This window comes from Pseudomonas sp. WS 5059, from assembly GCF_012985525.1.
GTDB lineage: Bacteria > Pseudomonadota > Gammaproteobacteria > Pseudomonadales > Pseudomonadaceae > Aquipseudomonas.
The window spans coordinates 478,406-500,845 of record NZ_JAAQWO010000002.1 but is presented as its reverse complement, the minus strand read 5'-3'; the positions used below and the strand labels follow the sequence as shown (position 1 = coordinate 500,845).

At 61.4% G+C, this 22,440-nt stretch carries 18 protein-coding genes; 11 read left to right on the top strand and 7 right to left on the bottom strand.

Features of this window, described 5'->3' with window-relative positions:
* Window positions 1-22 precede the first annotated feature (22 nt).
* The 6 genes from HBO12_RS07050 (at window position 23) to HBO12_RS07025 (ending at window position 6,531) form a co-directional block, all read left to right on the top strand.
* Entirely contained in the window at window positions 23-643 is a 621-nt protein-coding gene (locus HBO12_RS07050; protein ID WP_169954520.1) for a DUF1120 domain-containing protein, read from the top strand.
* Between the two features lie 90 nt (window positions 644-733).
* Window positions 734-1,360, top strand: a complete 627-nt coding sequence (locus HBO12_RS07045; RefSeq protein ID WP_170041794.1) for a DUF1120 domain-containing protein — start codon at window positions 734-736, stop codon at window positions 1,358-1,360.
* Window positions 1,361-1,393: 33 nt separating this feature from the next.
* A complete protein-coding gene (locus HBO12_RS07040) occupies window positions 1,394-2,095 on the top strand; it encodes a fimbria/pilus chaperone family protein (protein WP_170041793.1) in 702 nt (233 codons plus the stop codon).
* A 193-nt stretch (window positions 2,096-2,288) separates the two neighbouring features.
* A complete protein-coding gene (locus HBO12_RS07035) occupies window positions 2,289-4,712 on the top strand; it encodes a fimbria/pilus outer membrane usher protein (RefSeq protein WP_170041792.1) in 2,424 nt (807 codons plus the stop codon).
* Between the two features lie 11 nt (window positions 4,713-4,723).
* The gene (locus HBO12_RS07030) at window positions 4,724-5,866 is read left to right on the top strand and encodes a DUF1120 domain-containing protein (protein ID WP_170041791.1); all 1,143 of its coding nucleotides are present in this window, start codon (window positions 4,724-4,726) and stop codon (window positions 5,864-5,866) included.
* A gap of 17 nt (window positions 5,867-5,883) precedes the next feature.
* Window positions 5,884-6,531, top strand: a complete 648-nt coding sequence (locus HBO12_RS07025) for a DUF1120 domain-containing protein (protein WP_169954525.1) — start codon at window positions 5,884-5,886, stop codon at window positions 6,529-6,531.
* Here the strand turns inward: HBO12_RS07025 and HBO12_RS07020 are convergent.
* Together HBO12_RS07020 and HBO12_RS07015 are read right to left on the bottom strand one after the other, a co-directional pair.
* Window positions 6,528-7,808: a CynX/NimT family MFS transporter gene (locus HBO12_RS07020; protein ID WP_170041790.1), complete on the bottom strand. Its 1,281-nt coding sequence runs from the start codon at window positions 7,806-7,808 to the stop codon at window positions 6,528-6,530. The two genes, HBO12_RS07025 and HBO12_RS07020, sit on opposite strands and share 4 nt — an antisense overlap.
* Window positions 7,798-8,457, bottom strand: coding sequence for a FadR/GntR family transcriptional regulator (locus HBO12_RS07015; RefSeq protein ID WP_170041789.1), 660 nt, complete (start codon window positions 8,455-8,457; stop codon window positions 7,798-7,800). Before HBO12_RS07015 ends, HBO12_RS07020 begins: the two co-directional genes overlap by 11 nt.
* A gap of 159 nt (window positions 8,458-8,616) precedes the next feature.
* On the opposite strand from HBO12_RS07015, the gene HBO12_RS07010 reads away from it, so the two are divergent.
* On the top strand, window positions 8,617-8,928 hold the full coding sequence (locus tag HBO12_RS07010; RefSeq protein ID WP_169954528.1) for a type II toxin-antitoxin system MqsR family toxin: 312 nt from the start codon (window positions 8,617-8,619) through the stop codon (window positions 8,926-8,928).
* A complete protein-coding gene (locus tag HBO12_RS07005) occupies window positions 8,925-9,419 on the top strand; it encodes a type II toxin-antitoxin system MqsA family antitoxin (RefSeq protein WP_170041788.1) in 495 nt (164 codons plus the stop codon). Before HBO12_RS07010 ends, HBO12_RS07005 begins: the two co-directional genes overlap by 4 nt.
* 56 nt (window positions 9,420-9,475) lie before the next feature.
* Here HBO12_RS07005 and HBO12_RS07000 read toward each other — a convergent pair whose 3' ends face one another.
* The 4 genes from HBO12_RS07000 to HBO12_RS06985 all read right to left on the bottom strand — a co-directional run bounded on the left by HBO12_RS07000 (window position 9,476) and on the right by HBO12_RS06985 (window position 13,645).
* A complete protein-coding gene (locus HBO12_RS07000) occupies window positions 9,476-10,240 on the bottom strand; it encodes an amino acid ABC transporter ATP-binding protein (RefSeq protein WP_170041787.1) in 765 nt (254 codons plus the stop codon).
* An 11-nt stretch (window positions 10,241-10,251) separates the two neighbouring features.
* Window positions 10,252-11,349 carry an amino acid ABC transporter permease gene (locus HBO12_RS06995; RefSeq protein ID WP_170041786.1) on the bottom strand — a complete coding sequence of 366 codons (1,098 nt, stop codon included), beginning with the start codon at window positions 11,347-11,349 and terminating at the stop codon, window positions 10,252-10,254.
* 10 nt (window positions 11,350-11,359) lie between these two features.
* Window positions 11,360-12,541, bottom strand: a complete 1,182-nt coding sequence (locus tag HBO12_RS06990) for an amino acid ABC transporter permease (RefSeq protein WP_170041785.1) — start codon at window positions 12,539-12,541, stop codon at window positions 11,360-11,362.
* A gap of 72 nt (window positions 12,542-12,613) precedes the next feature.
* Window positions 12,614-13,645 carry an amino acid ABC transporter substrate-binding protein gene (locus tag HBO12_RS06985; protein ID WP_170041784.1) on the bottom strand — a complete coding sequence of 344 codons (1,032 nt, stop codon included), beginning with the start codon at window positions 13,643-13,645 and terminating at the stop codon, window positions 12,614-12,616.
* Window positions 13,646-13,989: 344 nt separating this feature from the next.
* Between HBO12_RS06985 and HBO12_RS06980 the strand changes: the two genes are divergently transcribed.
* From HBO12_RS06980 to HBO12_RS06970, 3 genes are all read left to right on the top strand, one after another.
* On the top strand, window positions 13,990-14,664 hold the full coding sequence (locus tag HBO12_RS06980) for an alpha/beta hydrolase (RefSeq protein ID WP_169954534.1): 675 nt from the start codon (window positions 13,990-13,992) through the stop codon (window positions 14,662-14,664).
* Window positions 14,665-14,742: 78 nt separating this feature from the next.
* Entirely contained in the window at window positions 14,743-16,218 is a 1,476-nt protein-coding gene (rhlB, locus tag HBO12_RS06975; RefSeq protein ID WP_169954535.1) for an ATP-dependent RNA helicase RhlB, read from the top strand.
* A gap of 145 nt (window positions 16,219-16,363) precedes the next feature.
* Window positions 16,364-17,491, top strand: a complete 1,128-nt coding sequence (locus HBO12_RS06970; RefSeq protein WP_170041783.1) for an NAD(P)/FAD-dependent oxidoreductase — start codon at window positions 16,364-16,366, stop codon at window positions 17,489-17,491.
* A gap of 17 nt (window positions 17,492-17,508) precedes the next feature.
* Here the strand turns inward: HBO12_RS06970 and HBO12_RS06965 are convergent, their stop codons facing one another.
* Complete coding sequence (locus HBO12_RS06965) at window positions 17,509-22,383, bottom strand: RHS repeat domain-containing protein (RefSeq protein WP_170041782.1); 4,875 nt, start codon at window positions 22,381-22,383, stop codon at window positions 17,509-17,511.
* Window positions 22,384-22,440 lie beyond the last annotated feature (57 nt).

Here is a 22,440-nt window from a genome sequence, read left to right as displayed (position 1 = left end):
TAATCGAAAGGAATTCGTCCCCATGAAGCCCCTGTTTACCGCCCTCGCCACCAGCCTGATGCTGCTCGGTTGCGCCACCACCTACGCCGCATCGACCGTCGACCTCACCGTCAAGGGCTTGATTGTGCCTAGCGCCTGCACCCCCAACCTGTCCGGCGGCGGGGTGATCGACCACGGCAAGATTTCCGCCAAGGACTTGCGCCCAGACAACCCGACGCATATCGGCAGCCACGTCATCACCCTGGCTGTGCTGTGCGATGCGCCGATTCAGTTTGCCCTGCACTCCATCGATAACCGTGCCGGATCCTCCACCGTGGCCTCCGACTACGGCCTGGGCCTGATCAACGGCACCCAGAAGCTGGGCTGGTATCAACTGACCTTGCGCAATCCCGTGGCCGATGGCGTGGCGATGCAACCGATTGCTTCCGGGGACGGCGGCAACACCTGGTACAGCGAGAAGTTCTGGGACGCGGGCTTGTACATGGCAGTCGCCGCCCTGGACGACGCCACCCAGCCCGCCTCCGTCAAGGAAATGGTCACCGAGCTGCTGGTCGTCACCAGCATCGCCCGTACCGATAGCCTGGACCTGAGCAACGAGGTCACCCTCGACGGCTCGGCAACCCTTGAAGTGAAATACCTGTAACGCCATGGGCGCCCATGCCTGGCAACCCCTCTGCGGCATGGGCGTTGTTTTTGTATCGCCCGCATTCACCCCGACCCGTGGCGCCCACTGATGAACACGCTCCCTCGCCTCCTGACAGTATTGCTTTTGTTGACGACCACTGCGGCGACCTTAGCCGCTTCCTTTGTCGACCTTGTAGTGACCGGCCGCCTGACACCGGATGCCTGCCACGTCACGCTGTCTGACGACGGCACGGTCGATCACGGGAAGATTCCTGCCCATACATTGATCTCCAACGAGTTCACCGTGCTGCCCAGCCAATTGCTGGAGCTCAACGTGCAGTGCAACAGGCCGATGCTGTTTGCCCTGGTGGGGCTGGACAACCGCGCCGAGTCCTCACTGGCGCCCGGTTTTTTCTACGGCCTGGGCCGCAACATTCACGTCCCGGCCGAGCGCCTGGGATCGGTGGCGCTGTCTTACCGCAACCCGGTGGGTGACGCGCAACCCATGCAAACCCTGGCCTCCAGCGACAACGGTGAAACCTGGTCGCCGGAACCCAATGCCTACCCCAAATCCTATGTCGGCTTTGCCCCGCCCGGTGACCGCCAACCCGACTTTATCGGCCAGTTGAGCGCCCAGTTGCGCATCGACACGTCCATCAACTTCGCCCAGTACCTGACCCTCAATCAGGAAGTGCCGCTCGATGGCTCCATCGTGCTGGACTTGCGCTACCTCTGACCTCTTCACGCAACCCCCATGGAAAACCCCGTCATGACGACGACATTGTTCAACACCAGGGCCTGCATCGTGGCCCTGACACTGCTGTTTGGCGCCCTTGCGCAGGCCGACGGCATGGTCCCGGATACCTCCGTGGTCATCGTCTACGAAGCCGAAGGTGAGGCCGCTGTTTCGGTCACCAATACCGACAGCCAACTGGCCCTGCTGCACGTCACCTTGCAAGACATTCCCGAAGACAGCGAACCGCTGCTGGTGGTCACGCCGCCGCTGTCGCGGGTGGAGGCGGGCAAATCGCAACTGGTGCGGTTTATCCTGCAAAGCCCGCAACCGCTGCTGACCCAACGGCTGAAGCGGGCGATCTTCGAAGGTATGCCCCAGGGCCGCCCGGCCACCGAAGCGGGGCATGCCCGTGTGGGGGTGACGGTCCGCCAGAACCTGCCGGTGATCATTCATCCAAAAGGCCTGGCGCCCAATCGCACGCCCTGGACCGGCCTCACCTGGTCGCAGCACGGCAACACCCTGCAGGTGCGCAACGACAGCCCGTATGTAGTGCGCCTGGCCCAGGAACTGCGCCTGCTGCCCGGCGATGGCAAGGCCATGCTGCCACGCACCTACGTGTTGCCGGGGGAAACCCTGAGTGTGCCGGCCACCGGCGGCCCTGCCAGCAAAGTGCGGCTGCAACCGGCCACCGTCTATGGCTTTGCCGTGGCCGCCTACGAAGCCCCTATCACCTGACGAAAAAACCAAGAGCCAGGCGTCCTGCCCCCCTGTAGGCGCCGGCTTGCCGGCGAAAAAACCGAGAGCAACGCGAGGCACCAGGCCCCCCGCGCAATCGTCGACGGCTTTCGCTGGTCAGCCGGCGCCCACAGTGGGCCTGCTCGAAGACCGTCGCCAGGGCGCACAGACGCCCATCACTCGAGTGCCTTTCGTGAAAACAGTATTGAGCTGCCGTGCCGGCAACGCCGTGCCCACACGGTTCACCTTCCCCACCCTGCTGCTGGCGGGAGTCCTATTGCCCGCCACGGGCTGGGCCCAGGAGCAGCCGGGCTTCGACGCCACCACCCTGCACCAGCGCGGTATCGACCCGCAGTTGGCCAGCCTGCTACTGGACGCCCCGCGTTTTACCGCAGGCCAGCACGCCGTGACCTTGCGGGTCAATGGCCAGCACCGCGGGCGCCTGGAAGTGCGCTTCGATGCACAGGGCCGCCTGTGCTTTGACCAGGCCTTGCTGGACGCCGCCAACCTGGTGGTGCCCGATGACAGCGGCCCCTGTCACGATGTGCTCGCGCAGTATCCGCAAAGCCTGGTAGAACCCGATCCGGCCAACCTCAGCGTATCGCTGGTGGTGCCGACCGAGGCGCTGCGGCCGTTGCAACAGGACGTCTCGGGCTATCGGACCGGGGGGTTTGCCGGCCTGCTCAATTACGATCTCACCGGGTTCTACAACCGCTTCGGTGACGACGACAGCCGGTTCGGCTCGGCCAACACCGAAGTGGGTTTCAACGCCGGTGACTGGATCGTGCGCAGCCGCCAGGTACAGACCTGGCAGGATGGCCTGTCGCGCAGCACCCACCTGGAAGCCTACGCCCAACGCACCTTTGCCAACCATCAGGCAGTGCTGCAGACGGGGCAGATCAACCTCTACAACCCGGTACTGGCCGGCGCGCAGATCACCGGGGTGCAAGTGCTCACCGAACAGGCCCTGCAGGAGCAAGGCCAGGGCGCAACCATCGAAGGCATCGCCAACAGTCCGGCCCAGGTCGAGGTGCGGCAGAACGGCGCGTTGATTCACTCCACAGTGGTGCCAGCCGGGCCGTTTTCCCTGACCGATGTGCGCCGCCTGAACTCACGCTCGGACGTCGAAGTCACGGTCAAGGAAAGCAGCGGTGGCGAACGCCGCTTTACGGTCCCCGCCGCCATGCTCGGCCTTGGGTTGCCCGCGCCGGGGTACTCGGTGGCGGCAGGCCGCGTGCGCAATATCGGCGATGCCCAGGGCGACGATCCGTGGGTGGTCAGCGCGGGCTGGACCGGCGCTGTACATCCGCAGCTGTCCCTGGGCAGTGGCGTGCTGGCGTCCAGCGAATACCGGGCGGCGGGGCTGAGCCTGGGGTGGCTGCCGTGGCTCGACAGCCAGGTGCAATTGGCCACCCAAATGGCCGACACCCAGGCCCCGGACAAAGTCCGGGGGGTGCAGACCGACCTGTCATGGTCCCAGCGCCTGAATGAACAATGGGCCTTCAGCGTGGCCAACTCCTGGCGCACACCGGGCTACCGGGAACTGGAAGAAGCCACCTATGAACCGCAATCCACCCAGCAGCGCCGCTCACGTTATCGCGATCAACAGAGCGCCACGGTGGGCTGGTCCCACCCATGGCTGGGGGCGTTCAGTGCCGGGGTGTCGCGCTCCAGCAGCTTTGATGGCGACAGCAGCAGCCGCGGCCTGGCGTCCTGGGGCACCAGCGTCGGTAGCGTGTCGTTGTCGGCCAGTGCCGAGTGGCAGATGGGCGGGCACCAGCAGCAGGACAACGCGGTGTACCTGAATGTCAGCCTGCCGTTGGGTGAGAACCGTCGGGTGCGGGGCTGGGTCCGCAATTCGGGCGGCGAACATCGCACGGGGCTGGGACTGAACGAACAGATCGACGATCAACTGAGTTATCGCGTCAGCGCCGAACACGACACCCGTGACCAACAAGTGGAAACCACCCTCGGCGTCTCCGCCCTGCCCCGCTACAGCCAGCTGGACTTCAGTTACAGCCGCTCCGACGCCGAGCGTTCAAGCTACCAGGGCAGCGCCCGCGGCGGCGTGGTGGTGCACGACGGTGGCGTGACGTTTTCCCCTTATCCGGTGCGCGACACCTTTGCCGTGGTCGCGGTGGGCGACATGGGCGGGATCAAGCTGAGCACCCCCAGCGGCCCGGTATGGACCGACTGGCAAGGCCAGGCCGTCGTCCCCCAGGTGAGCGCCTATGGCCGCAGCCCGGTGGAAGTGCAGACCCGCTCGCTGCCGCGCAATGCCGATATCAACAATGGCCTGACGATGATCTCGGCCGGGCGCGGGGCGGTGGATCGGGTGGACTTCGCAGTGACGTTGACCCGCCGGGTGTTGCTCACCGCACGCACCGAACAGGGCGTGCTGTTGCCCCGCGGGGCCTCGGTCAGTACCGCCAGCGGCGAGTTCGTGACCCTGGTCCAGGACAGCGGCCAGGTGTTTCTGCCCAACGTGCTGGAGCCATCGGGATTGTGGGTCAGCGCGCCAGGTCTGGCGCGTTGCCGGCTGCAGTTCGAACTGCCGGCCAAGGGCGATCCCCAGGTGTATTTCGAAACCGCGCCCGCGCGCTGCAACCCCTTATGAGGAAGATCACCATGCCCCTTCTGCGCGCCCTGCGGCGACTGACCGCTGCAGTGCTGAGCGTCGGCCTCGCCGGCAACGCCCTGGCCAATGACGAGTGCCAGTTGAATATCAGCGAGTCGCTGCTGGACTTCGGCCAGATGAGCCGTCTTGCACAAAACGACAGTGCCCCCCAGCGTCTGCTCGGCGAACGCCGCTTGAGCCTGAACCTCAATTGCCCGCAACCGTCGGACATGAGCGTGTTCTATAGCGCCCTGGCTGCAAATGCACACCGCCTGCAATTTACCGAGCACGGCACCTATGCCTTGCATGTCAGCGATGGCGTGCTGGATGGCCAGGCCGTGGAGCTGGGGTTGTTGCCTGGCGCCGGCCAGCCACCGGCCAGCGTCGCTAGCGCATTGAGCTGGCGGCCAGGCCATGGCGTCGCACCGGTACAAGGTGCCAGCGTGGTCCAGGGCCGGCAGTTTTCCCTGCAACTGAGCCTCAGCGCCTGGGCCGATGTGGCCGCCACCCACGTACGTGAGGCAACCACCTGGGAAGTGTCCGGGACATTCGACGCACGCCAGAGCGGGCGCTACCGGGAACTGACCCTGCACGCCCACTTCGCCCCAGCCGCCTGCACCCCATTGCTGTCCAATGGCGGCCTGGTGGACTACGGCACGTTGCTGGCCAAGGACCTGAGCGCCACCCAAGAAAACCCACTGCCCACCCGCACCTTGCAGTTTTCCGTGAGCTGCGATGCGCCCGCACGCTTTGCCTTGCTGATGCATGACAACCGCTTCGGCTCGGCTACCGGCGGCACCGATGAAACCGCCTACGGCCTGGACCTGGACGCCAGCCGGAACAAGATCGGACGCTACTACCTGAACATCGACCCCGCAGACTTCAGCGCCGATAGTTTCGGCACGCTGTATCGCACCGACTCCACCAGCAATGGCCGGGCGTGGAGCAGCTCCAGTGCCCGGCAAATCCCAATCGCCGCCAACAGCCTGATGGGCTTCACCAACAGCGTCGGCAACACCCAGGGCCCGATTGCCATCCAGCACCTGGCCGGCACGGTACGCGTCAAGGCCTACCTGGCTCCGATCCAGTCCCTGGACCTGCGCAACGTGGTGCATATCAACGGCTCCGGCACCCTCGAAATCATCTACCTCTGACCTCTGGAACCTGTCTTATGAACAACTTGAGCCTGGCTGTTTCTTCCCTGCTGCTATGGGCCGCCCTCCCTGCGGCAGCAGCCTCGACCGTCGACCTGAGCGTCACGGGCCGGATCACGCCCACCGCCTGCACCCCACTGCTGTCCAGTGGCGGGCTGATCGACTACGGCAAGATTTCCCAGCAGGACCTGAACCTCGAACGCGGCACGCGCCTGCCAATCAAGCAACTGCAAGTCAGTATCGGCTGCAACGCCCCGAGTCGCTTTGCCTTGCGCATGCGCGACAATCGCGATGGCACAGCCACGGTCAACAGCGAGATTTACTACGGGCTGGGGCTGGACCACAGCGGCAATCGCATCGGCCTCTACTCCATGAGTTTCGACCCGCGCCACACCCTGGTGGACAGCACCGCAACGGTCTTTGGCACCGAGTCCACCACAGGCGGCCTGGCCTGGCGCACGGCCAACCTCAACCCCATCGATATCGGCGCCAACAGCTACTTGGGGTTCACCGACATTCAGGGCAGCACCGCCGGGCCGTCGGCGATCCAGGAGCTGGTCAGCACGGTCAAGGTCGAAGCGGTGATCAATGCCCGGCAGAACCTGGACCTGAGCCGCGACACCCCGCTCGACGGCTCGGCGACTCTGGAAGTGCTGTACCTCTAGAGTTTTTCGCTGCTGACCTGCACATACAGCGCACGCCCGGCGCCGAGCCCGGCGGCGATTGCGCCAAAGCCGATCAGCGCGAAAATCCAGCCGATGGCAGTCCAGCCGCCGGTCCAGTCGTGGACCAGGCCGACCGCGAACGGGCCGAGGGAAGCCAGGGTGTAGCCGATGCCCTGGGCCATGCTCGACAGGTTGGCGGCCACGTGGGAGTCGCGCGAGCGCAGCACGATCAGGGTCAGCGCCAGGCTGAACGTGCCACCCTGGCCCAGGCCCAGCAGGATCGCCCAGCCCCACAAACCGTCCAGCGGTGCGTACAGGCACCCGAACAAACCGCCGAGGGTCAGCAGCATGACCACCACAATCGCCAGGCGCTGGTCCTTGCCACGGGTGGCTAACCAGGGGGCGGCCAGGGAACTGGCCAACTGCACGATGATCGAGCCGGACAGGGCCAACCCGGCTTCGGTGGCACTCAGGCCACGGCCGATGAGGATCGACGGCAACCAGCCGAACACGATGTAGGCCAGGGAGGATTGTAGGCCCATATACAAGGTCACCTGCCAGGCCAGCGGATCACGCAACAGCCCCTTGACCCGATAAGCCACCTGGTGCGCACCGTGCCTGTGCCCCACTTGCGGCAACCAGAACAGCGCCGCCACCAGTGCCGGCAGCATCCAGAAGCCCAGGCCGATGTTCCAGCTGTCGGCGAAATAGTGGCTCAACGGCACGCTGGCACCGGCCGCCAACGCCGCGCCCAGGCACAGGGCCATGGTGTAGACACCGGTCATGGCCCCGGCCTGCCTGGCAAAGTCACGCTTGACGATACCCGGCAACAACACCCCGATGATGCCGATACTGGCCCCGGCCAGCAGGCTGCCGGCGAACAGCCCGACCTCACCGAACGAGCTGCGCAGAATGATCCCGGCGGCCAGGGTCAATAAAATCCCCAGCACCACCCGCTCGGCGCCAAAACGGCGGGCCAGGATCGGCGCCATGGGCGCAAACAGGCCCAGGCACAGCACCGGCAAGGTAGTCAGCAGCCCGGCCTGGGCCGCCGACAGCCCCAGGCTGCTGGACACTTCGCTGAGCAACGGCGCCATGCTCGACAGCGCCGGACGCAGGTTCAACGCCACCAGGATCAGGCCCAGCAACAACAGCCACGGGCGATGCACCTGCACCGGGCTGTGCTGGACCACCGCATCATCGGCTTCGGCGTCGATCAGCAATTCTTCAAGGGCGTTATCTGCACGGGGCATGGCGTTCTCGGGTTCAAGGTTCATTGATCAACTGCCGGGACAGCGCCTTGGCACGCTCCGGGTCCTGCTGTTCCACGGCCTCGAGCAGTTCGACATGCAGGTCGAATACCGCCTGGCGGCGCGGCTTGATATTCAGGGTTTGGCGCAACTGGGCGCCGACAATGCTCGAAAAGTACTGGTACAGCTCACTCAGGGCCGGGTTGTGGGCCGCATCCACCAGGCGCTTGTGGAACACCAGGTCGCACTGGATGTAGTGCTCCAGGTCGCCGTGGTAGTGCTCGCCACTGGCCTGCAGCGCCTGGCGCAGCTGTAGCAAATCCTCCGGCGTACGGCGCAAGGCCGCCAGGCCAATGGCCTCGACTTCGAGAATCTGCCGCGTCTCCTGGGCCTGGACCAGGGTGCAATGAGACATGGCATTCATCACCCCCAGCGGGTCGGTCATCGAGCGTAGATAGCTGCCGTCCCCTTGGCGGATCTCGATCAGCCCGGAAAACGCCAGCACCCGCATCGCCTCGCGCACCGTATTGCGGCTGATGCCCAGCTCGGCAGACAGCTCCGGCTCGGTGGGCAGGCGTTCACCAATGGCCCACTTGCCCTGGGTGATGCGCTGGCGCAGTTGATCGAGGGCCTGGTCGACCAGGGAGCGTTTGATAAGCGGGGCGATGTTTGGCATGGGCCTGGTGCTTTCGTCCAATCATAGGATGAATTTTCGTACAGCCTATTCGGAGTTGCCTACGGAAGCAACGCACTAGGGTTTTCAGGCGGGCAAAAGAACCGAATTTTCGATTAGTAAAATTACCCTCTGAGGGTAATTATTGAACGCAGGTGTCTTATGGAAAAGTACACACCTCATTACGATTTGGCGGTGATAAAGGCGGATGTCAGGCGGCTTGGGAGGAACGCATTTACCAAGACAGCGCAGCAATGTGCCTGGAACCTGCGCTTGAGCATCGAGGAAATGCAGGAAGTGATCTATGCGTTGGAAAACTGGATGTTGTACAAGTCGATGACCACTTATGGAGACCATCGAGTCTGGCAGGACGTGTACCACACTCACTCAAAAGACCGGGAGATTTACATCAAGGTCACTTACCGCACAGACGGAAGGCCTCCGGTAATCTCCTTCAAGGAGAAAAATCCATGAAAAAAACCGAGCTGTGCTACATCTGTGGCGCCCCTGATGCCTTGAGCTATTTCGAGGGCCGCAGCGAAACCATCAGTGTCCACGGCATGGAGCGTCGGGTCGACAATCTTTCAGGCTGGGAATGCAAAGCCTGCGGCGACGGCTTTTGGGACCCCGAGACCGATAGTGCCGATCGCTATGGAGAAGCAGGTGACGAGTTGGTTCTGGCAGCTCGGAAAATGATCGGCACCGAGATGAAACGCATCCGTCGAAAACTTCACCTTACACAAAAGGAAGCGGTGCAATGGTTGTCCGGGGGCGGCCACAACGCGTTCTCTCGATATGAGCGCGGTGAGCTTATGGCGCCCAAACCCTTGGTGCTGTTGATGCGGTTGTTGGACCGTCACCCGCACTTGCTGGCGGAGGCAAAAGTCCTCGCCGAAGGTGCTGATTTGCGCGCAGCCTTCACGTATGCCGTAAACAACGACGCTAAAGCACTCAAAGCTTCCTAGCTCGCAAAAACAAACCCGGCGCCAGGCCGGGTTTGCTTTTGAACATCACATCGCAATCAATGCAAAATCTGACTCAAGAACAACCGGGTCCGCTCATTCTGCGGGTTGTCGAAGAAGTCATTGGGCGCCGCCTGTTCCACGATCTCGCCTTTGTCCATAAAGATCACGCGGTTGGCCACGGTGCGCGCAAAGCCCATTTCGTGGGTTACGCACAACATGGTCATGCCGTCCTCAGCCAAGCCGATCATGGTGTCCAGCACCTCCTTGACCATCTCCGGGTCGAGGGCCGAGGTTGGCTCGTCGAACAGCATGATTTTCGGCTTCATGCACAAGGCACGGGCAATGGCCACGCGCTGTTGCTGGCCGCCGGACAATTGCCCCGGAAACTTGTGGGCCTGCTCCGGGATGCGCACGCGTTCCAGGTAGTGCATGGCAATTTCCTCAGCCTTGCGCTTGGGCATCTTGCGCACCCACATCGGCGCCAGCGTGCAGTTCTGCAGGATGGTCAGGTGCGGGAACAGGTTGAAGTGCTGGAACACCATGCCCACTTCGCGGCGCACGCTTTCGATCTGCTTGAGGTCGTTGGTCAGCTCCACGCCATCGACCACGATGCGCCCCTGCTGGTGTTCTTCCAGGCGGTTGAGGCAGCGAATGGTGGTGGATTTGCCCGAGCCCGACGGGCCGCACAGCACGATACGCTCGCCCTGCTTGACGTTGAGGTTGATGTCTTTCAACACATGGAACTGGCCGTACCACTTGTTGACGCCCTGCATCTGGATAATGCCTTCAGGGCTCACAGGCTGTTTGATTGCTTCGCTCATCAAAAGAACTCCTAACGCTTGTGGCCAGTGTCGAGCTTGTGTTCCAAATGAATGGAATAGCGCGACATACCAAAACAGAAAATCCAGAACACCAGGGCCGCGAACACATAGCCCTCAGTGGCCATGCCCAGCCATTTCGGGTCGGAGGCGGCTTGCTTGACGCTGTTGAGCAGGTCGAACAGACCGATGATGATCACCAGGCTCGTGTCCTTGAACAGCGCGATAAAAGTGTTGACGATGCCGGGGATCACCAGCTTCAACGCTTGCGGCAGGATCACCAGGCCCATGCTGCGCCAGTAGCCCAGGCCCATCGCGGCGGCGGCTTCGTATTGCCCCTTGGGAATCGCCTGTAGGCCACCGCGCACCACTTCCGCCACGTAGGCCGACTGGAACAGGATTACGCCGATCAACGCCCGCAGCAGCTTGTCGAAGTTCATGCCTTCTGGCAGGAACAGCGGCAGCATCACAGACGCCATGAACAGCACCGTGATCAACGGCACGCCGCGCCAGAACTCGATAAAGGTCACACAGATCACGCGAATCGCCGGCATCTTGGAGCGCCGCCCCAACGCCAGCACGATGCCCAGCGGCAAGGCGCCAGCGATACCGACGGTGGCGATCACCAGGGTCAGCATCAGCCCGCCCCATTGGCTGGTCGCGACGTTGGCCAGGCCAAGGATTCCGCCGTGCAGCAGGAAGAAGGCGATGATCGGGTACACCACCAGAAAGCCCAGGCCGTAGATCGCCTTGGGTTTAAAACGCGAGATGAACAACGGCGCCACGCCGACGATGGCCAACCACACGGTCAGGTCCACGCGCCAGCGCAGGTCGCCGGGGTAATAGCCGTACATGAATTGCCCGAAGCGCTGCTGGACAAACACCCAGCAAGCACCCTCCTTGGTGCAATCGGCCCGGGTAGTGCCGACCCAGTTCGCGTCGAGGATCGCCCACTGCACAATCGGCGGCACCACCAAGTAGACCAGGTAGATCGCCAGCAACGTCAGCAGGGTGTTGAACCCACTGGAGAACAGGTTGGCGCGCATCCATGCCATCGGCCCGAACACTTTGTTCGGTGGTGGCATGTCAGGTTTGAAAGTATGGGAAGTCATGCTGGTTTCCTCACCGCTCGATCAGCGCAATGCGCTTGTTGTACCAGTTCATCAGCAGGGAAATGCTGATGCTGATCGCCAGGTACACGCTCATGGTGATGGCAATGACCTCGATGGCCTGGCCGGTCTGGTTGAGCACCGTGCCGGCAAACAGCGACACCATCTCCGGGTAGCCGATGCCGGCGGCCAGGGATGAGTTTTTCGCCAGGTTCAGGTATTGGCTGGTCAAAGGCGGAATGATCACCCGCAGGGCTTGCGGGATAATGACCTTGCGCAGCGTCGGCCCCGGGCGCAGGCCCAGGGAGCGCGCAGCTTCGGTCTGGCCGTGGCTCACCGACTCAATGCCCGAGCGCACGATTTCGGCGATAAACGCGGCGGTGTAGACGGTCAGCGCCAAGGTCAGCGCCAGCAGCTCGGGGATCAATACCCAGCCGCCGACAAAGTTGAAACCCGCAAGCCTGGGTATTTCCCAGTGCAGCGGCACACCGAAGATCAAGGTGCACAACGTCGGAATCACGATGAACAGCGCCAGGCCCGCCCAGAACTTATGGAACGGTACGCCGGTGGCTTCAAAGCGCTTGTTGGCCCAACGCGCCATCAGCACGATTGCCACGATGGCCACCACCACACTGGCCACAAACGGCCAAAAACCGTCGGCCGCCAGCGCCGCCGGCATGTTCAGGCCCCGGGCGCTCATAAAGAAGGTGTCGCCCAGGTTATGGCTGTTGCGCGGCAACGGCATGGTCAGGAACACCGCGAAATACCAGAACAGGATCTGCAACAACGGCGGAATGTTGCGGAACACTTCCACATACACGGTCGCCAGTTTGTTGATCATCCAGTTCGGTGACAGCCGCGCCACCCCAATGACGAACCCGAGCAGCGTCGCCAGGACCACACCGATCACGGTCACCAGCAAGGTGTTGAGCAGGCCGATCACAAAGACCCGGGCATAACTGTCCGATTCGGTGTAGTCGATCAAATGCTGAGCGATGCCAAACCCGGCACTGCGCTCCAGGAAGTCGAAACCGGAGGTAATGCCCCGGTGCTGAAGATTGGTTTGCGTGTTGTTAAACAGGTACCAGCCCAACGAGACCACCGCCACGATGGTGATGATCTGGAACAGCCACCCACGCACTTTTGGATCACTGAAGCTGAGCTTCTGTTTTGGTGCGCCGATTTGAGTTTGCATTAAGTGCCCCAGGAATAATGGAACAGAACATCACCCGGCGGTTGGCCCACCGGGTGATAGAACCATCAGCTATCAGCGCACTGGTGGTGCGTATTGAATGCCACCGTTGTTCCACAGCGCGTTCAGGCCACGGTCGATTTCCAGTGGGGTGCTCTTGCCCAGGTTGCGTTCGAACACTTCGCCGTAGTTGCCGACCTGCTTGACGATCTGTATCACCCAGTCCTTCTTCACTTTCAGGTCTTTTCCGTACTCCCCGTCAGCCCCCAGCAGACGCGCAACGTCCGGGTTCTTGGTGGACTTGGCTTGGTCCTCGACGTTTTTCGAGGTGACGCCGGCTTCTTCAGCATTGAGCATGGCGTAGCCTACCCAACGCACGATGGCCAGCCACTCGTCGTCGCCGTTGCGCACGACCGGGCCCAGGGGCTCCTTGGAAATGGTTTCCGGCAATACCACGTAGTCTTTCGGCGCGGCCAGCTTGCTGCGCTGGGCGAACAGTTGCGACTTGTCGGAGGTCAGCACGTCGCAGCGCCCGGACTCCAGGGACTTGGCGCTTTCGTCGGAGGTATCGAAGGTGATCGGGGTGTACTTGAGGTTATTGCCACGGAAGTAGTCGGAAACGTTCAGCTCAGTGGTAGTACCGGCCTGGATGCAGATGGTTGCACCGTCCAGTTCCTTGGCACTTTTTACCCCCAGCTTGCTGTTGACCAAAAAGCCGATGCCGTCGTAGTAGGTGATGAACCCTGGGAATTTCAGGCCCATGCCCGCATCACGGGAGCTGGTCATGGTGGTGTTGCGCGAGAGGATGTCGACTTCGCCAGACTGCAGCGCGGTGAAACGCTCCTTGGCATTCAACTGGCTGAACTTGACCTTGGTCGCGTCACCGAACACGGCAGCGGCCACGGCGCGGCAATAGTCAGCGTCGATCCCGAGGATCTTGCCGCTGGCATCCGGCACCGAGAACCCCGGTAAACCATCACTGACGCCACATTGCACAAAACCTTTCTTCTGTACCGCATCCAGGGTGGCACCGGCCTGGGCCAGGCCACTGATGCCCAGGACGGTCGCCGCGGTCACGATGGCCAGGGTAGACTTCAATACCTTCATTCAAACCTCCAGTTGCTCTTGTTGTGTCGGAGCTCCAACCTCTGCGCACCCTTATGAGGCGATATCGACCCGTGTTGGCTTTTTTTTGGGTCAAGCGACAGAGACTTTCGCTGTAATTGCAGCGGCTATCCCAGAGGCGGCAGTCACTGATAGTGTTACCGTCCTCAGATAGTTCTGACATCGACCTACACATAGCAAGCGGCGTACCAGAGTGTCTGCTGAGCCGTTTCAGCCCAGGATCAATCGCAAAACAGTCAGCCATGCGACATCTTGTTAACTGAGCCACCGTCCACGCACCGCCCCGACGCCCCCCATCGGCGCGCACGCACATTTTTGGAGCAAACATGACCGAACCCTTGATTCTTCAGCCCGCCAAGCCCGCAGACGCCTGCGTAATCTGGTTGCATGGCCTGGGTGCCGATCGCTACGACTTCCTGCCAGTGGCCGAAGCGTTGCAGGAAACCTTGTTGTCCACGCGTTTTGTATTGCCCCAGGCGCCGACCCGTGCGGTGACCATCAATGGTGGCTACGAGATGCCAAGCTGGTACGACATATTGGCCATGAGTCCGGCACGGGCCATCAGCCGCGAACAGCTGGATGAGTCGGCAGACATGGTCATCGATTTGATCGAACAACAAAAAGCCAGCGGGATAGACGCCTCGCGAATTTTCCTTGCCGGCTTTTCCCAGGGTGGCGCCGTGGTCCTGCACGCCGCGTTTGTGAAATGGCAGGGTGCCTTGGGTGGCGTGCTTGCCCTCTCCACTTATGCGCCGACTTTCAGCGATGAGCTGGAATTGTCCGCCAGCCAGCAGCGAATTCCAGCCCTGTGCCTGCATGGCCAGTACGATGAGGTGGTGCAGAACGCCATGGGTCGCAGTGCCTACGAGCATTTAAAGCTGCGTGGTGTCACCGTGACATGGCAGGAATACCCAATGGGTCACGAGGTGTTACCCGAAGAAATCCGCGACATCGGCACCTGGTTGTCCGGCCGCCTGGGCTCAAAGCCCGCCATTATGTAGCCGCATGACCAACGCACTACGCCGCGCCCGATTCTTGCATTACACTGGCCGGCGTACATTCCTTAACCAATTGATGAGATGACCGTGCTCAAAGCACTCAAGAAGATGTTCGGTAAAAGCGAGGCTGAACCACTCGCCCCTGTTCCCAGCGCCCCTGTCCAAACGTCCGGCAGCCGCAATGATGGTAAACAGCCTGGCCGAACCGCGCCTGTTGCCTCGCCAAAACCGCCGCCCGCCACGCCTGCTGTCCCGGCCCCTGTCGCCGCCCAGCCCGCAGAAGAACCGCCGCGCGCAGAAAAACCGCGCCGCGAACGCGCGCCAAAACCTGTGGTAAAGCCGTGGAAGCTGGAAGACTTCGTGGTCGAGCCCCAAGAGGGCAAGACTCGCTTTCATGACTTCAAGCTGGCTCCGGAACTGATGCACGCCATCCAGGACCTGGGGTTTCCGTATTGCACACCGATCCAGGCCCAGGTACTGGGCTTTACCCTGGCCGGCAAAGACGCCATCGGCCGCGCCCAGACCGGCACCGGCAAGACCGCTGCGTTCCTGATCTCGATCATTACCCAGTTGCTGCAGACCCCACCGCCCAAAGAGCGCTACATGGGTGAGCCACGGGCGCTGATCATCGCCCCGACCCGCGAACTGGTGGTGCAGATCGCCAAGGACGCCGCCGACCTGACCAAGTACACCGGCCTCAACGTCATGACGTTCGTCGGTGGCATGGACTTCGACAAACAGCTCAAGCACCTGGAAGCGCGGCACTGCGACATCCTGGTCGCCACTCCGGGCCGTTTGCTGGACTTCAACCAGCGCGGCGACGTGCACCTGGACATGGTCGAGGTGATGGTGCTGGACGAAGCCGACCGGATGCTCGATATGGGTTTTATCCCACAAGTGCGCCAGATCATTCGCCAGACCCCACCGAAAAACGAGCGCCAGACCCTGCTGTTCTCCGCGACCTTCACCGAAGACGTGATGAACCTTGCCAAGCAATGGACCACCGACCCGTCCATCGTCGAGATCGAGGCACTGAACGTTGCCAGCGAGAACGTCGAGCAGCATATCTATGCCGTGGCCGGTGCCGACAAATACAAGCTGCTCTACAACCTGGTCAACGACAACGGCTGGGAGCGGGTCATGGTGTTTGCCAACCGCAAGGACGAAGTACGGCGCATCGAAGAACGCCTGGTACGCGATGGCGTCAACGCCGCGCAGTTGTCGGGCGATGTGCCGCAGCACAAGCGCATCAAGACCCTGGAAGGCTTTCGCGAGGGCAAGATCCGCGTGCTGGTGGCCACCGATGTGGCGGGCCGCGGGATTCATATCGATGGCATCAGCCACGTGATCAACTTCACCCTGCCGGAAGTGCCGGACGACTACGTACACCGCATCGGCCGTACCGGCCGGGCGGGCGCTGCGGGTGTATCGATCAGCTTTGCCGGGGAAGACGATTCGTATCAATTGCCGTCGATTGAAACCCTGCTGGGCCGCAAGATCAGCTGCGAGACGCCGCCGACGCACTTGCTGCGCCCCGTAGAGCGTAAACGCCCTTAAGCTGGACTGCGGTAAACCATGTGGGAGCGGGCTTGCTCGCGAATGCAGTGGATCAGTCAATATATCCAGAGACTGACACCCCGCATTCGCGAGCAAGCCCGCTCCCACATTGGCTTTCAGCGCTTTTATATTCAAGGAGGAACCCATGAACCAGGCCGACTACCTCATCATCGGCGGCGGCATCGCCGGTGCCAGCGCCGGTTACTGGCTGTCCCGACACGCCCGCGTCATCGTGCTGGAGCGTGAGTCCATGCCGGGCTATCACGCAACCGGCCGCTCCGCCGCCCTGTACATCGCGGCCTACGGCACGCCGCAAGTGCGCGCCCTGACCCTGGGCAGCCGCGACTTCTTCGATCACCCGCCCGCAGGTTTCAGCGAACACCCCTTGCTCACGCCCCGTGGCGAACTGCTGGTGGACCTGGTGGGCGACGCTGACGAGTTGCAGCGCCAATACCTGAGCGCCAAGGCCCTGGTGCCCGAGACGCGGCTGCTGAGTGCCGAGCAGGCGCTGCGTATGCTGCCGATCCTGCGCGCGGAAAAAGTCCACGGCGCGATCTACGACCCGACGGTCTGCGATATCGACACCGATGCGCTGTACCAGGGCTACTTGCGTGGCATTCGGCGCAATGGCGGGCAAATCCACACCGACAACCAGGTGCAGAAACTGGCCCGTGACGATCAAGGCCAGTGGCAAGTGCGCACCGCGCAACAGCGCTTCAGTGCCCCAGTGATCATCAACGCCGCCGGGGCCTGGGCCGACCAAGTCGCGGAACTGGCCGGCGCCGAAAAAATCGGCCTGCAACCCAAGCGCCGCAGTGCCTTTATCTTCGCCCCGCCGGCAGACGTGAATATCCATGCCTGGCCGGAGCTGGCCGCCCTCGACGGCTCGTTCTACATGAAGCCCGACGCCGGCATGTTCCTCGGCTCCCCGGCCAATGCCGACCCGGTCGAGCCCCACGACGTGCAGCCCGAAGAACTGGACATCGCCACGGGGATTTATCACATCGAACAGGCCACCACCCTGAGCATCCGCCGCCCCACGCGCACCTGGGCCGGGCTGCGCAGTTTTGTCAGCGATGGCGACCTGGTGTGTGGCTTTGATCCGCAGGTAGAGGGCTTGTTCTGGGTCGCGGCCCAGGGTGGCTATGGCATCCAGACCTCACCAGCGATGGGCCAGGCCAGCGCGGCGCTGGTGCGTGGGCTGGCGTTACCCGAGGCGTTGGTGGGTGCGGGATTGACCGAGGCGATGTTGTCGCCCCGGCGTCTGGGTTAATGCGGCGTTTGCCAAGCCTACCCTCGATACAATTCCCCCAGGATGGGCTGGCGAATGCGCAAGGCTTCCTCTCTGAATGACTGGTAGAAGCCGGCGCTGCTGCCGGGCATATCGACCACTCGACTGGCAGTGGGTTGTGACTGGGGTTGGGCTGAAGCAGGGCCGCCGCCTTCCGGTCGAGGTGTGGCCGGTGAGCCGACTCTCGCTTGAATCGAGCGCCCCAGATTGGTAAATCTCAATACAGCCCGTGTAGCCCCAAAAAGCTGGCTGTATGGGGTGATGCCCCATTTATCGGTGAATTTGTAGGATAAGCCCAACATGCGTTTGCCCCCCGCGATTAACCCCAAGGCGGCGGGACTTTCCAGCAGTTTTCCGGTTCCGGCCGCCTTTGAGGCCGCAGAGGTGTAGGTCATGTGCCACGAGGTATAAGCCCCCCCAATACCCACTACCAACGAGGCAATTGAAAACCCGAGGGAGGCCCACCCCAGCCTACGGATGATGTGCGAACGGTCCCACCCCATGGCTTTATCGACCTCGGCAGTAGCCAGCCCCGCGACACTCAACGTCCCGCCTACAACACCGAGCCCCGCTCCGACGGTGATCGCTGCCTTGGAGGCGATAACCCACCCTGTGGCGGCAGCGGCGGCAGCGGCAATCGTAGCGCCAGCCGCAGTCGCAGTGGCTGCCGCGCCCGCAAAAACCCCCGCAACGACCGGCGCCCCCACAGCGGTCATCGCCACTGTTGCCGCAGCTAACCCCGCAGCAACTGACGTTGCCGAAGCTGCAGCAGCTGATACCGTGGCCGCAAGACCGACAGCCCCAAACCCAAGCGTTACCACCGACAACGCCAGTGCTACCCCGGTCAATACCCACTTCACCCAGCCAGGCCACATCCCACTAGGATCGCGCATGTTGATCGGGTTGCCGGCACAGTAGGCATAGCAATTGATCCCCCCCTCATCAAATGGGCCCAACAGATCAGGCTGCAAGAACATCCTCAGGCTAGGACTGTAGGCCCGCAGACCATTACCGAGGAAATACAGGTTGGTCGGCACATCCAGACGCTCGCCATTGAACGCCGGCAGTTGCAGGTCGGCCATGCTGCGGACCTTGCCATCATCCAGGGGGATATATGCATCACCATAGGGCGTGTAGTGCCGGCGGACATGGGGCTGACCGGGAGTTGACAGGCCGCGCACACTACCGCTGGCATCGTTCATATGCAGTTGTGGGCCGCCCACGCCACCACTGCGCGCCATCACCTCATCCCCACCGTCAGCGAAACGGATCTTTTTACTGCCTTCAACCAGCAGATCCAGACGCCTACCGGCGTATGCCAGCATCACGGGCGGTTCAGCGCCCCGGGATGCATGCACCTGGCGCGCCTCGGCATCGTACTTATAGCTGTAGTTGAGAGGGCCGGCCTTCACCGCCGTCAGTTGTTCAAAGCCATTGTACGTATAGGCGTGACCCTCCGGGCTCGCCTGCAAGTTGCCCGCTGCATCATATGTCAGGGTGACATCCTGCACCGGTCGGGTATGGGTCAGGCGGGTCAACTGCGTGGGGTCGGTACCGGTAAAATAACGTTGGCAGGTGTCTTGTGTGCCATCGGCAAATGCAGTGACGACCCGCGTCATGTTATTGAGGCTGTCGAAGGTGTAATCCTCCCCGACAATGCCCCGGCCCAGGTGATCCTTGGGATGTTCAGGCCCCTCACAGCGATAGGTCTTGAGCCGCAGGTAGGCGTCGTAGGTGAAGGTCTCGCCAATGACCACCTGTGAACTCGCATTGCGAAGAAACCGAGTCGCCAACATACCGTTGACGTAATACGTACTGGCCAACACCTGGAACAATGCACCGTTTTGCTCAAAGCGGCGCTCAGCTTCCCGACCCAGCGAGTCGTAGGTCACGCGTGTGAGAATCTTCGTGCTTTCATAGGTGGTGGTCAGGTTCTGCGGCCGGCCCAGGGTGTCGTAAGTCTGTTCGATCACCAGGGGGCCGGTGGTCATCTTGGAAAATCGCCCGAGGGTATCGTATGCAAGCGCACTGCGCTGGCCATCGGCTGAGGTCTGATGCAGCAGGCGCCCTGCGGGGGAGTAGCCATACTGGGAGGTCAGCGACGTACCGCTGGCGGTTTGAATGTCCTTCTCGGGATGGCCGATGGCATCCTGGAAAAGCTCATGGATCAGGCCATTGGTCTCCGAACGCGTCAATGCTCCGCCCACCGGATCATACCGGTAGGTGCTCACCGGCAGTCCTGTCATCTCAATCCGAGTCGGCACATCGAGTTGCTTGTCATAGGTCATGACCTGGCGCCCACCCCGGGGGGAAACCATGGCAATAGGTTCAAACCAACCGGCCTCGTACTCCCAGGTCGTAGCCTGTCCCGTCCCACGCACCTGGCTGGTCATCCGGCCCAGGCTGTCGTAAGTACGGGCCCCCAACCGCTTGCCGTCGACGGTGATGGCACTGGCCAACTCACTGCTGGTTCCTGGGACGTAGTCAGTTTTACTCAGCCGCTGCGGGGTACCGTCGACCGGTTTCTGCAGGGTCGTCACCAGCCGGTCAAACCCGTCGTAAGTCAACTCAGTGAGCGTTTTATTGATATCCAATACCGTCAGGCATCGCCCCAGGCCATCGTAGGTGTACGACTCCACTTCAACTTTATTGTTGCTGGCATCCAGGCGCTCGACCTTGATCGGCTGGTTGTAGGCATTGAAATAGGTGATACGGCGTTCCCCGCCCACAACGCCCTCTTCCGTGAGATTGAGCAGCGGGTCGTACTCATTGATCACTACGCGGCCATCGGCGTGGGTGACACGGCTCGCGTTGCCCCAGCGGTTGTAGGTGTGGGTGCTTTTCAACAAGCGCTGCCCTTCGGTCACGTAATCCATATCGACCACTTCGACGGTTTGCCCGAGCGCGTCATAACGCCAGGTACAAGTGGGTCGCTCCTGATTCGAGCCGATCACCTGTGCTTCGGCCACCTGGCGGCCAGCACCATCATAGTAAGTAATGGCCTTGATCCCTTGCGCATCCGTGGTGATCAAATGGGCACGCGTCACCCCCTGCGCAAAATGGTAGGCGTATTGCCGCGTGGCTTTTTGCGGTGTGCCGGGAGCAACCGTTTCCACCGTCAATCGGCCACTGACGTCGTAAGCCAGATCCAGAGTGCTTTCGCCGTCTCGCGTCATCGACAACAGGCGTCGATTGACCAGCGAAAGCGTGCGCTTGGCCTCAAGCCATTGCCCCTCGCGCCCCTTCAGCCGCCGGGTTTCGAGCACATTATCGCCTTGAATCACGTAACTGAACTCACTGGTCAGCGCCTGCCCGCCGACCGTACTGGTGGCGCTCTTCAACCGGCCAGCCAGCTCGACAGGGGTTTGGTAATAAGTCTGCTGCATGGCCAGCACACCAGCCTGGTTGATGGATTGCTGCAGCACAAAATAGCTACTGCCCGTCTGCGGGACACGTGTATGGGTATATTCCGTGAGCCGCGCGGCAGGCGCGCCTCCTACGGGCACGAGTCGCTCTTCTTTGAGGTAGCGCTGGAACAAACCGTGGGGGTCGGCAGGGCACTTGCCGCTTTCTCCCGCAATCGGGTAATAGCTGTATTCGGTACGGATACCGGAAGGCTCAGTGCGACTGAGTTCGTTGCCGTAGTCGTCAGTTTCTATCTGCTGGATCTCTTCCCTCGGGGTACCACCAGCCACTAGCTCATAGCGTTTGGTGATGGTTTTGGCAAGGTGGAGATTGGCTGGCTGGGCGGGAAACAGGCCGGGGACCGTGTTGTACGTGATGTTCATTTGGGTCCGCGTCCCCTCACGCGTAACCCGTTCTTCGGTCAACAGGTGAAACTTGTTATAGGTGGTGCGGCTGACGCTCAGCACCGCATTATTAGCACTGCGGCTGGTCTCTTCGGTCCAGTAGTCATAAGCGCTGCCTACCAAGTACAGGTTGTCTTCGCCTTCGCGAAAACCGCCGGAGAACGGGTAACCGGTAAAATTCTTGCCCTGACTGTAGGCATAGGTCCGGATCATGTCCGGCTGACTGGCCCCTGGTGTCTGCACCCAACGGACGACCCGTGGAATGTATTGGTTGTTGGCATATTGGTGCCCGTTCTCCTCATAACTAATCAGTTCCTCCCCACCCATCGGCGAATAAACTCGCTTAAGAGGGACCAGGCCGTTGCGAAACTCCGGCCAGTATTCAAACGCATAAGCCGCAGCGCCGGGCGGTTCACTACGATCATAGGGGGCCGTCACTCTCGTCAAAAGATTATTGATCTGTGTAAACTGAATGCGGGCATAACGCCCCCCTTCGACCCGAGCATCTACGTACGACAAACGCCCGGTGGAGTAGGTCAGAATAAGTAGATCTTCTTGCTTATGGTTGAGGATCCGCTCCAAAAAACCTGTAGTGCCGTACCGGAAAGTCAAGCGCTCGCCATTCTCGAACAATATAGCGTCTATCCGGTACGGCACAGTACTGCTTGTGCGACGTAAAACTTCTACAGATCCATCTTTGTAAATTACATGCAGCGTATTGGTATCCGGTCGTTTGACGACTAGATCTTTTAACTTGTAATCCTTGAATATCATCGTGCCGCCTACCGAAGGCAGACCACTGGTTTGATATCTTCCGCCATTGAGCAAGGTAAAATTCAGACTGACCAAATCAAATGAAGTATTACTGAGCTGCCATCCGATACCGTAAGGGCTATTAATGGAATTAAGCATAGAAAACGACAGCATAATATCCCGACTCACCTCTTGTGGGCCTTCAGGATACAAAGTGGCCAAACGAATTTGCCCACCATACTGCCCCGTGCGCGGATCAACTGAACCGTTGAGATACGAACTGAAATTAAAAGCATTAGAATAGACATTCATTTTTAACTCCTCAACTGTACAGACAACCAGCAAAATAGTTAAATCCAAACGAACACT

Bases quoted from the DNA above. Each gene is read 5' to 3' on its own strand.
- HBO12_RS07050 (WP_169954520.1), top strand. From the start codon at position 23: ATGAAGCCCCTGTTTACCGCCCTCGCCACCAGCCTGATGCTGCTCGGT.
- HBO12_RS07045 (WP_170041794.1), top strand. From the start codon at position 734: ATGAACACGCTCCCTCGCCTCCTGACAGTATTGCTTTTGTTGACGACC.
- HBO12_RS07040 (WP_170041793.1), top strand. From the start codon at position 1,394: ATGACGACGACATTGTTCAACACCAGGGCCTGCATCGTGGCCCTGACA.
- HBO12_RS07030 (WP_170041791.1), top strand. From the start codon at position 4,724: ATGCCCCTTCTGCGCGCCCTGCGGCGACTGACCGCTGCAGTGCTGAGC.
- HBO12_RS07025 (WP_169954525.1), top strand. From the start codon at position 5,884: ATGAACAACTTGAGCCTGGCTGTTTCTTCCCTGCTGCTATGGGCCGCC.
- HBO12_RS07020 (WP_170041790.1), bottom strand. From the start codon at position 7,808: ATGAACCTTGAACCCGAGAACGCCATGCCCCGTGCAGATAACGCCCTT.
- HBO12_RS07015 (WP_170041789.1), bottom strand. From the start codon at position 8,457: ATGCCAAACATCGCCCCGCTTATCAAACGCTCCCTGGTCGACCAGGCC.
- HBO12_RS07010 (WP_169954528.1), top strand. From the start codon at position 8,617: ATGGAAAAGTACACACCTCATTACGATTTGGCGGTGATAAAGGCGGAT.
- HBO12_RS07005 (WP_170041788.1), top strand. From the start codon at position 8,925: ATGAAAAAAACCGAGCTGTGCTACATCTGTGGCGCCCCTGATGCCTTG.
- HBO12_RS07000 (WP_170041787.1), bottom strand. From the start codon at position 10,240: ATGAGCGAAGCAATCAAACAGCCTGTGAGCCCTGAAGGCATTATCCAG.
- HBO12_RS06995 (WP_170041786.1), bottom strand. From the start codon at position 11,349: ATGACTTCCCATACTTTCAAACCTGACATGCCACCACCGAACAAAGTG.
- HBO12_RS06990 (WP_170041785.1), bottom strand. From the start codon at position 12,541: ATGCAAACTCAAATCGGCGCACCAAAACAGAAGCTCAGCTTCAGTGAT.
- HBO12_RS06985 (WP_170041784.1), bottom strand. From the start codon at position 13,645: ATGAAGGTATTGAAGTCTACCCTGGCCATCGTGACCGCGGCGACCGTC.
- HBO12_RS06980 (WP_169954534.1), top strand. From the start codon at position 13,990: ATGACCGAACCCTTGATTCTTCAGCCCGCCAAGCCCGCAGACGCCTGC.
- rhlB (WP_169954535.1), top strand. From the start codon at position 14,743: ATGACCGTGCTCAAAGCACTCAAGAAGATGTTCGGTAAAAGCGAGGCT.
- HBO12_RS06970 (WP_170041783.1), top strand. From the start codon at position 16,364: ATGAACCAGGCCGACTACCTCATCATCGGCGGCGGCATCGCCGGTGCC.
- HBO12_RS06965 (WP_170041782.1), bottom strand. From the start codon at position 22,383: ATGAATGTCTATTCTAATGCTTTTAATTTCAGTTCGTATCTCAACGGT.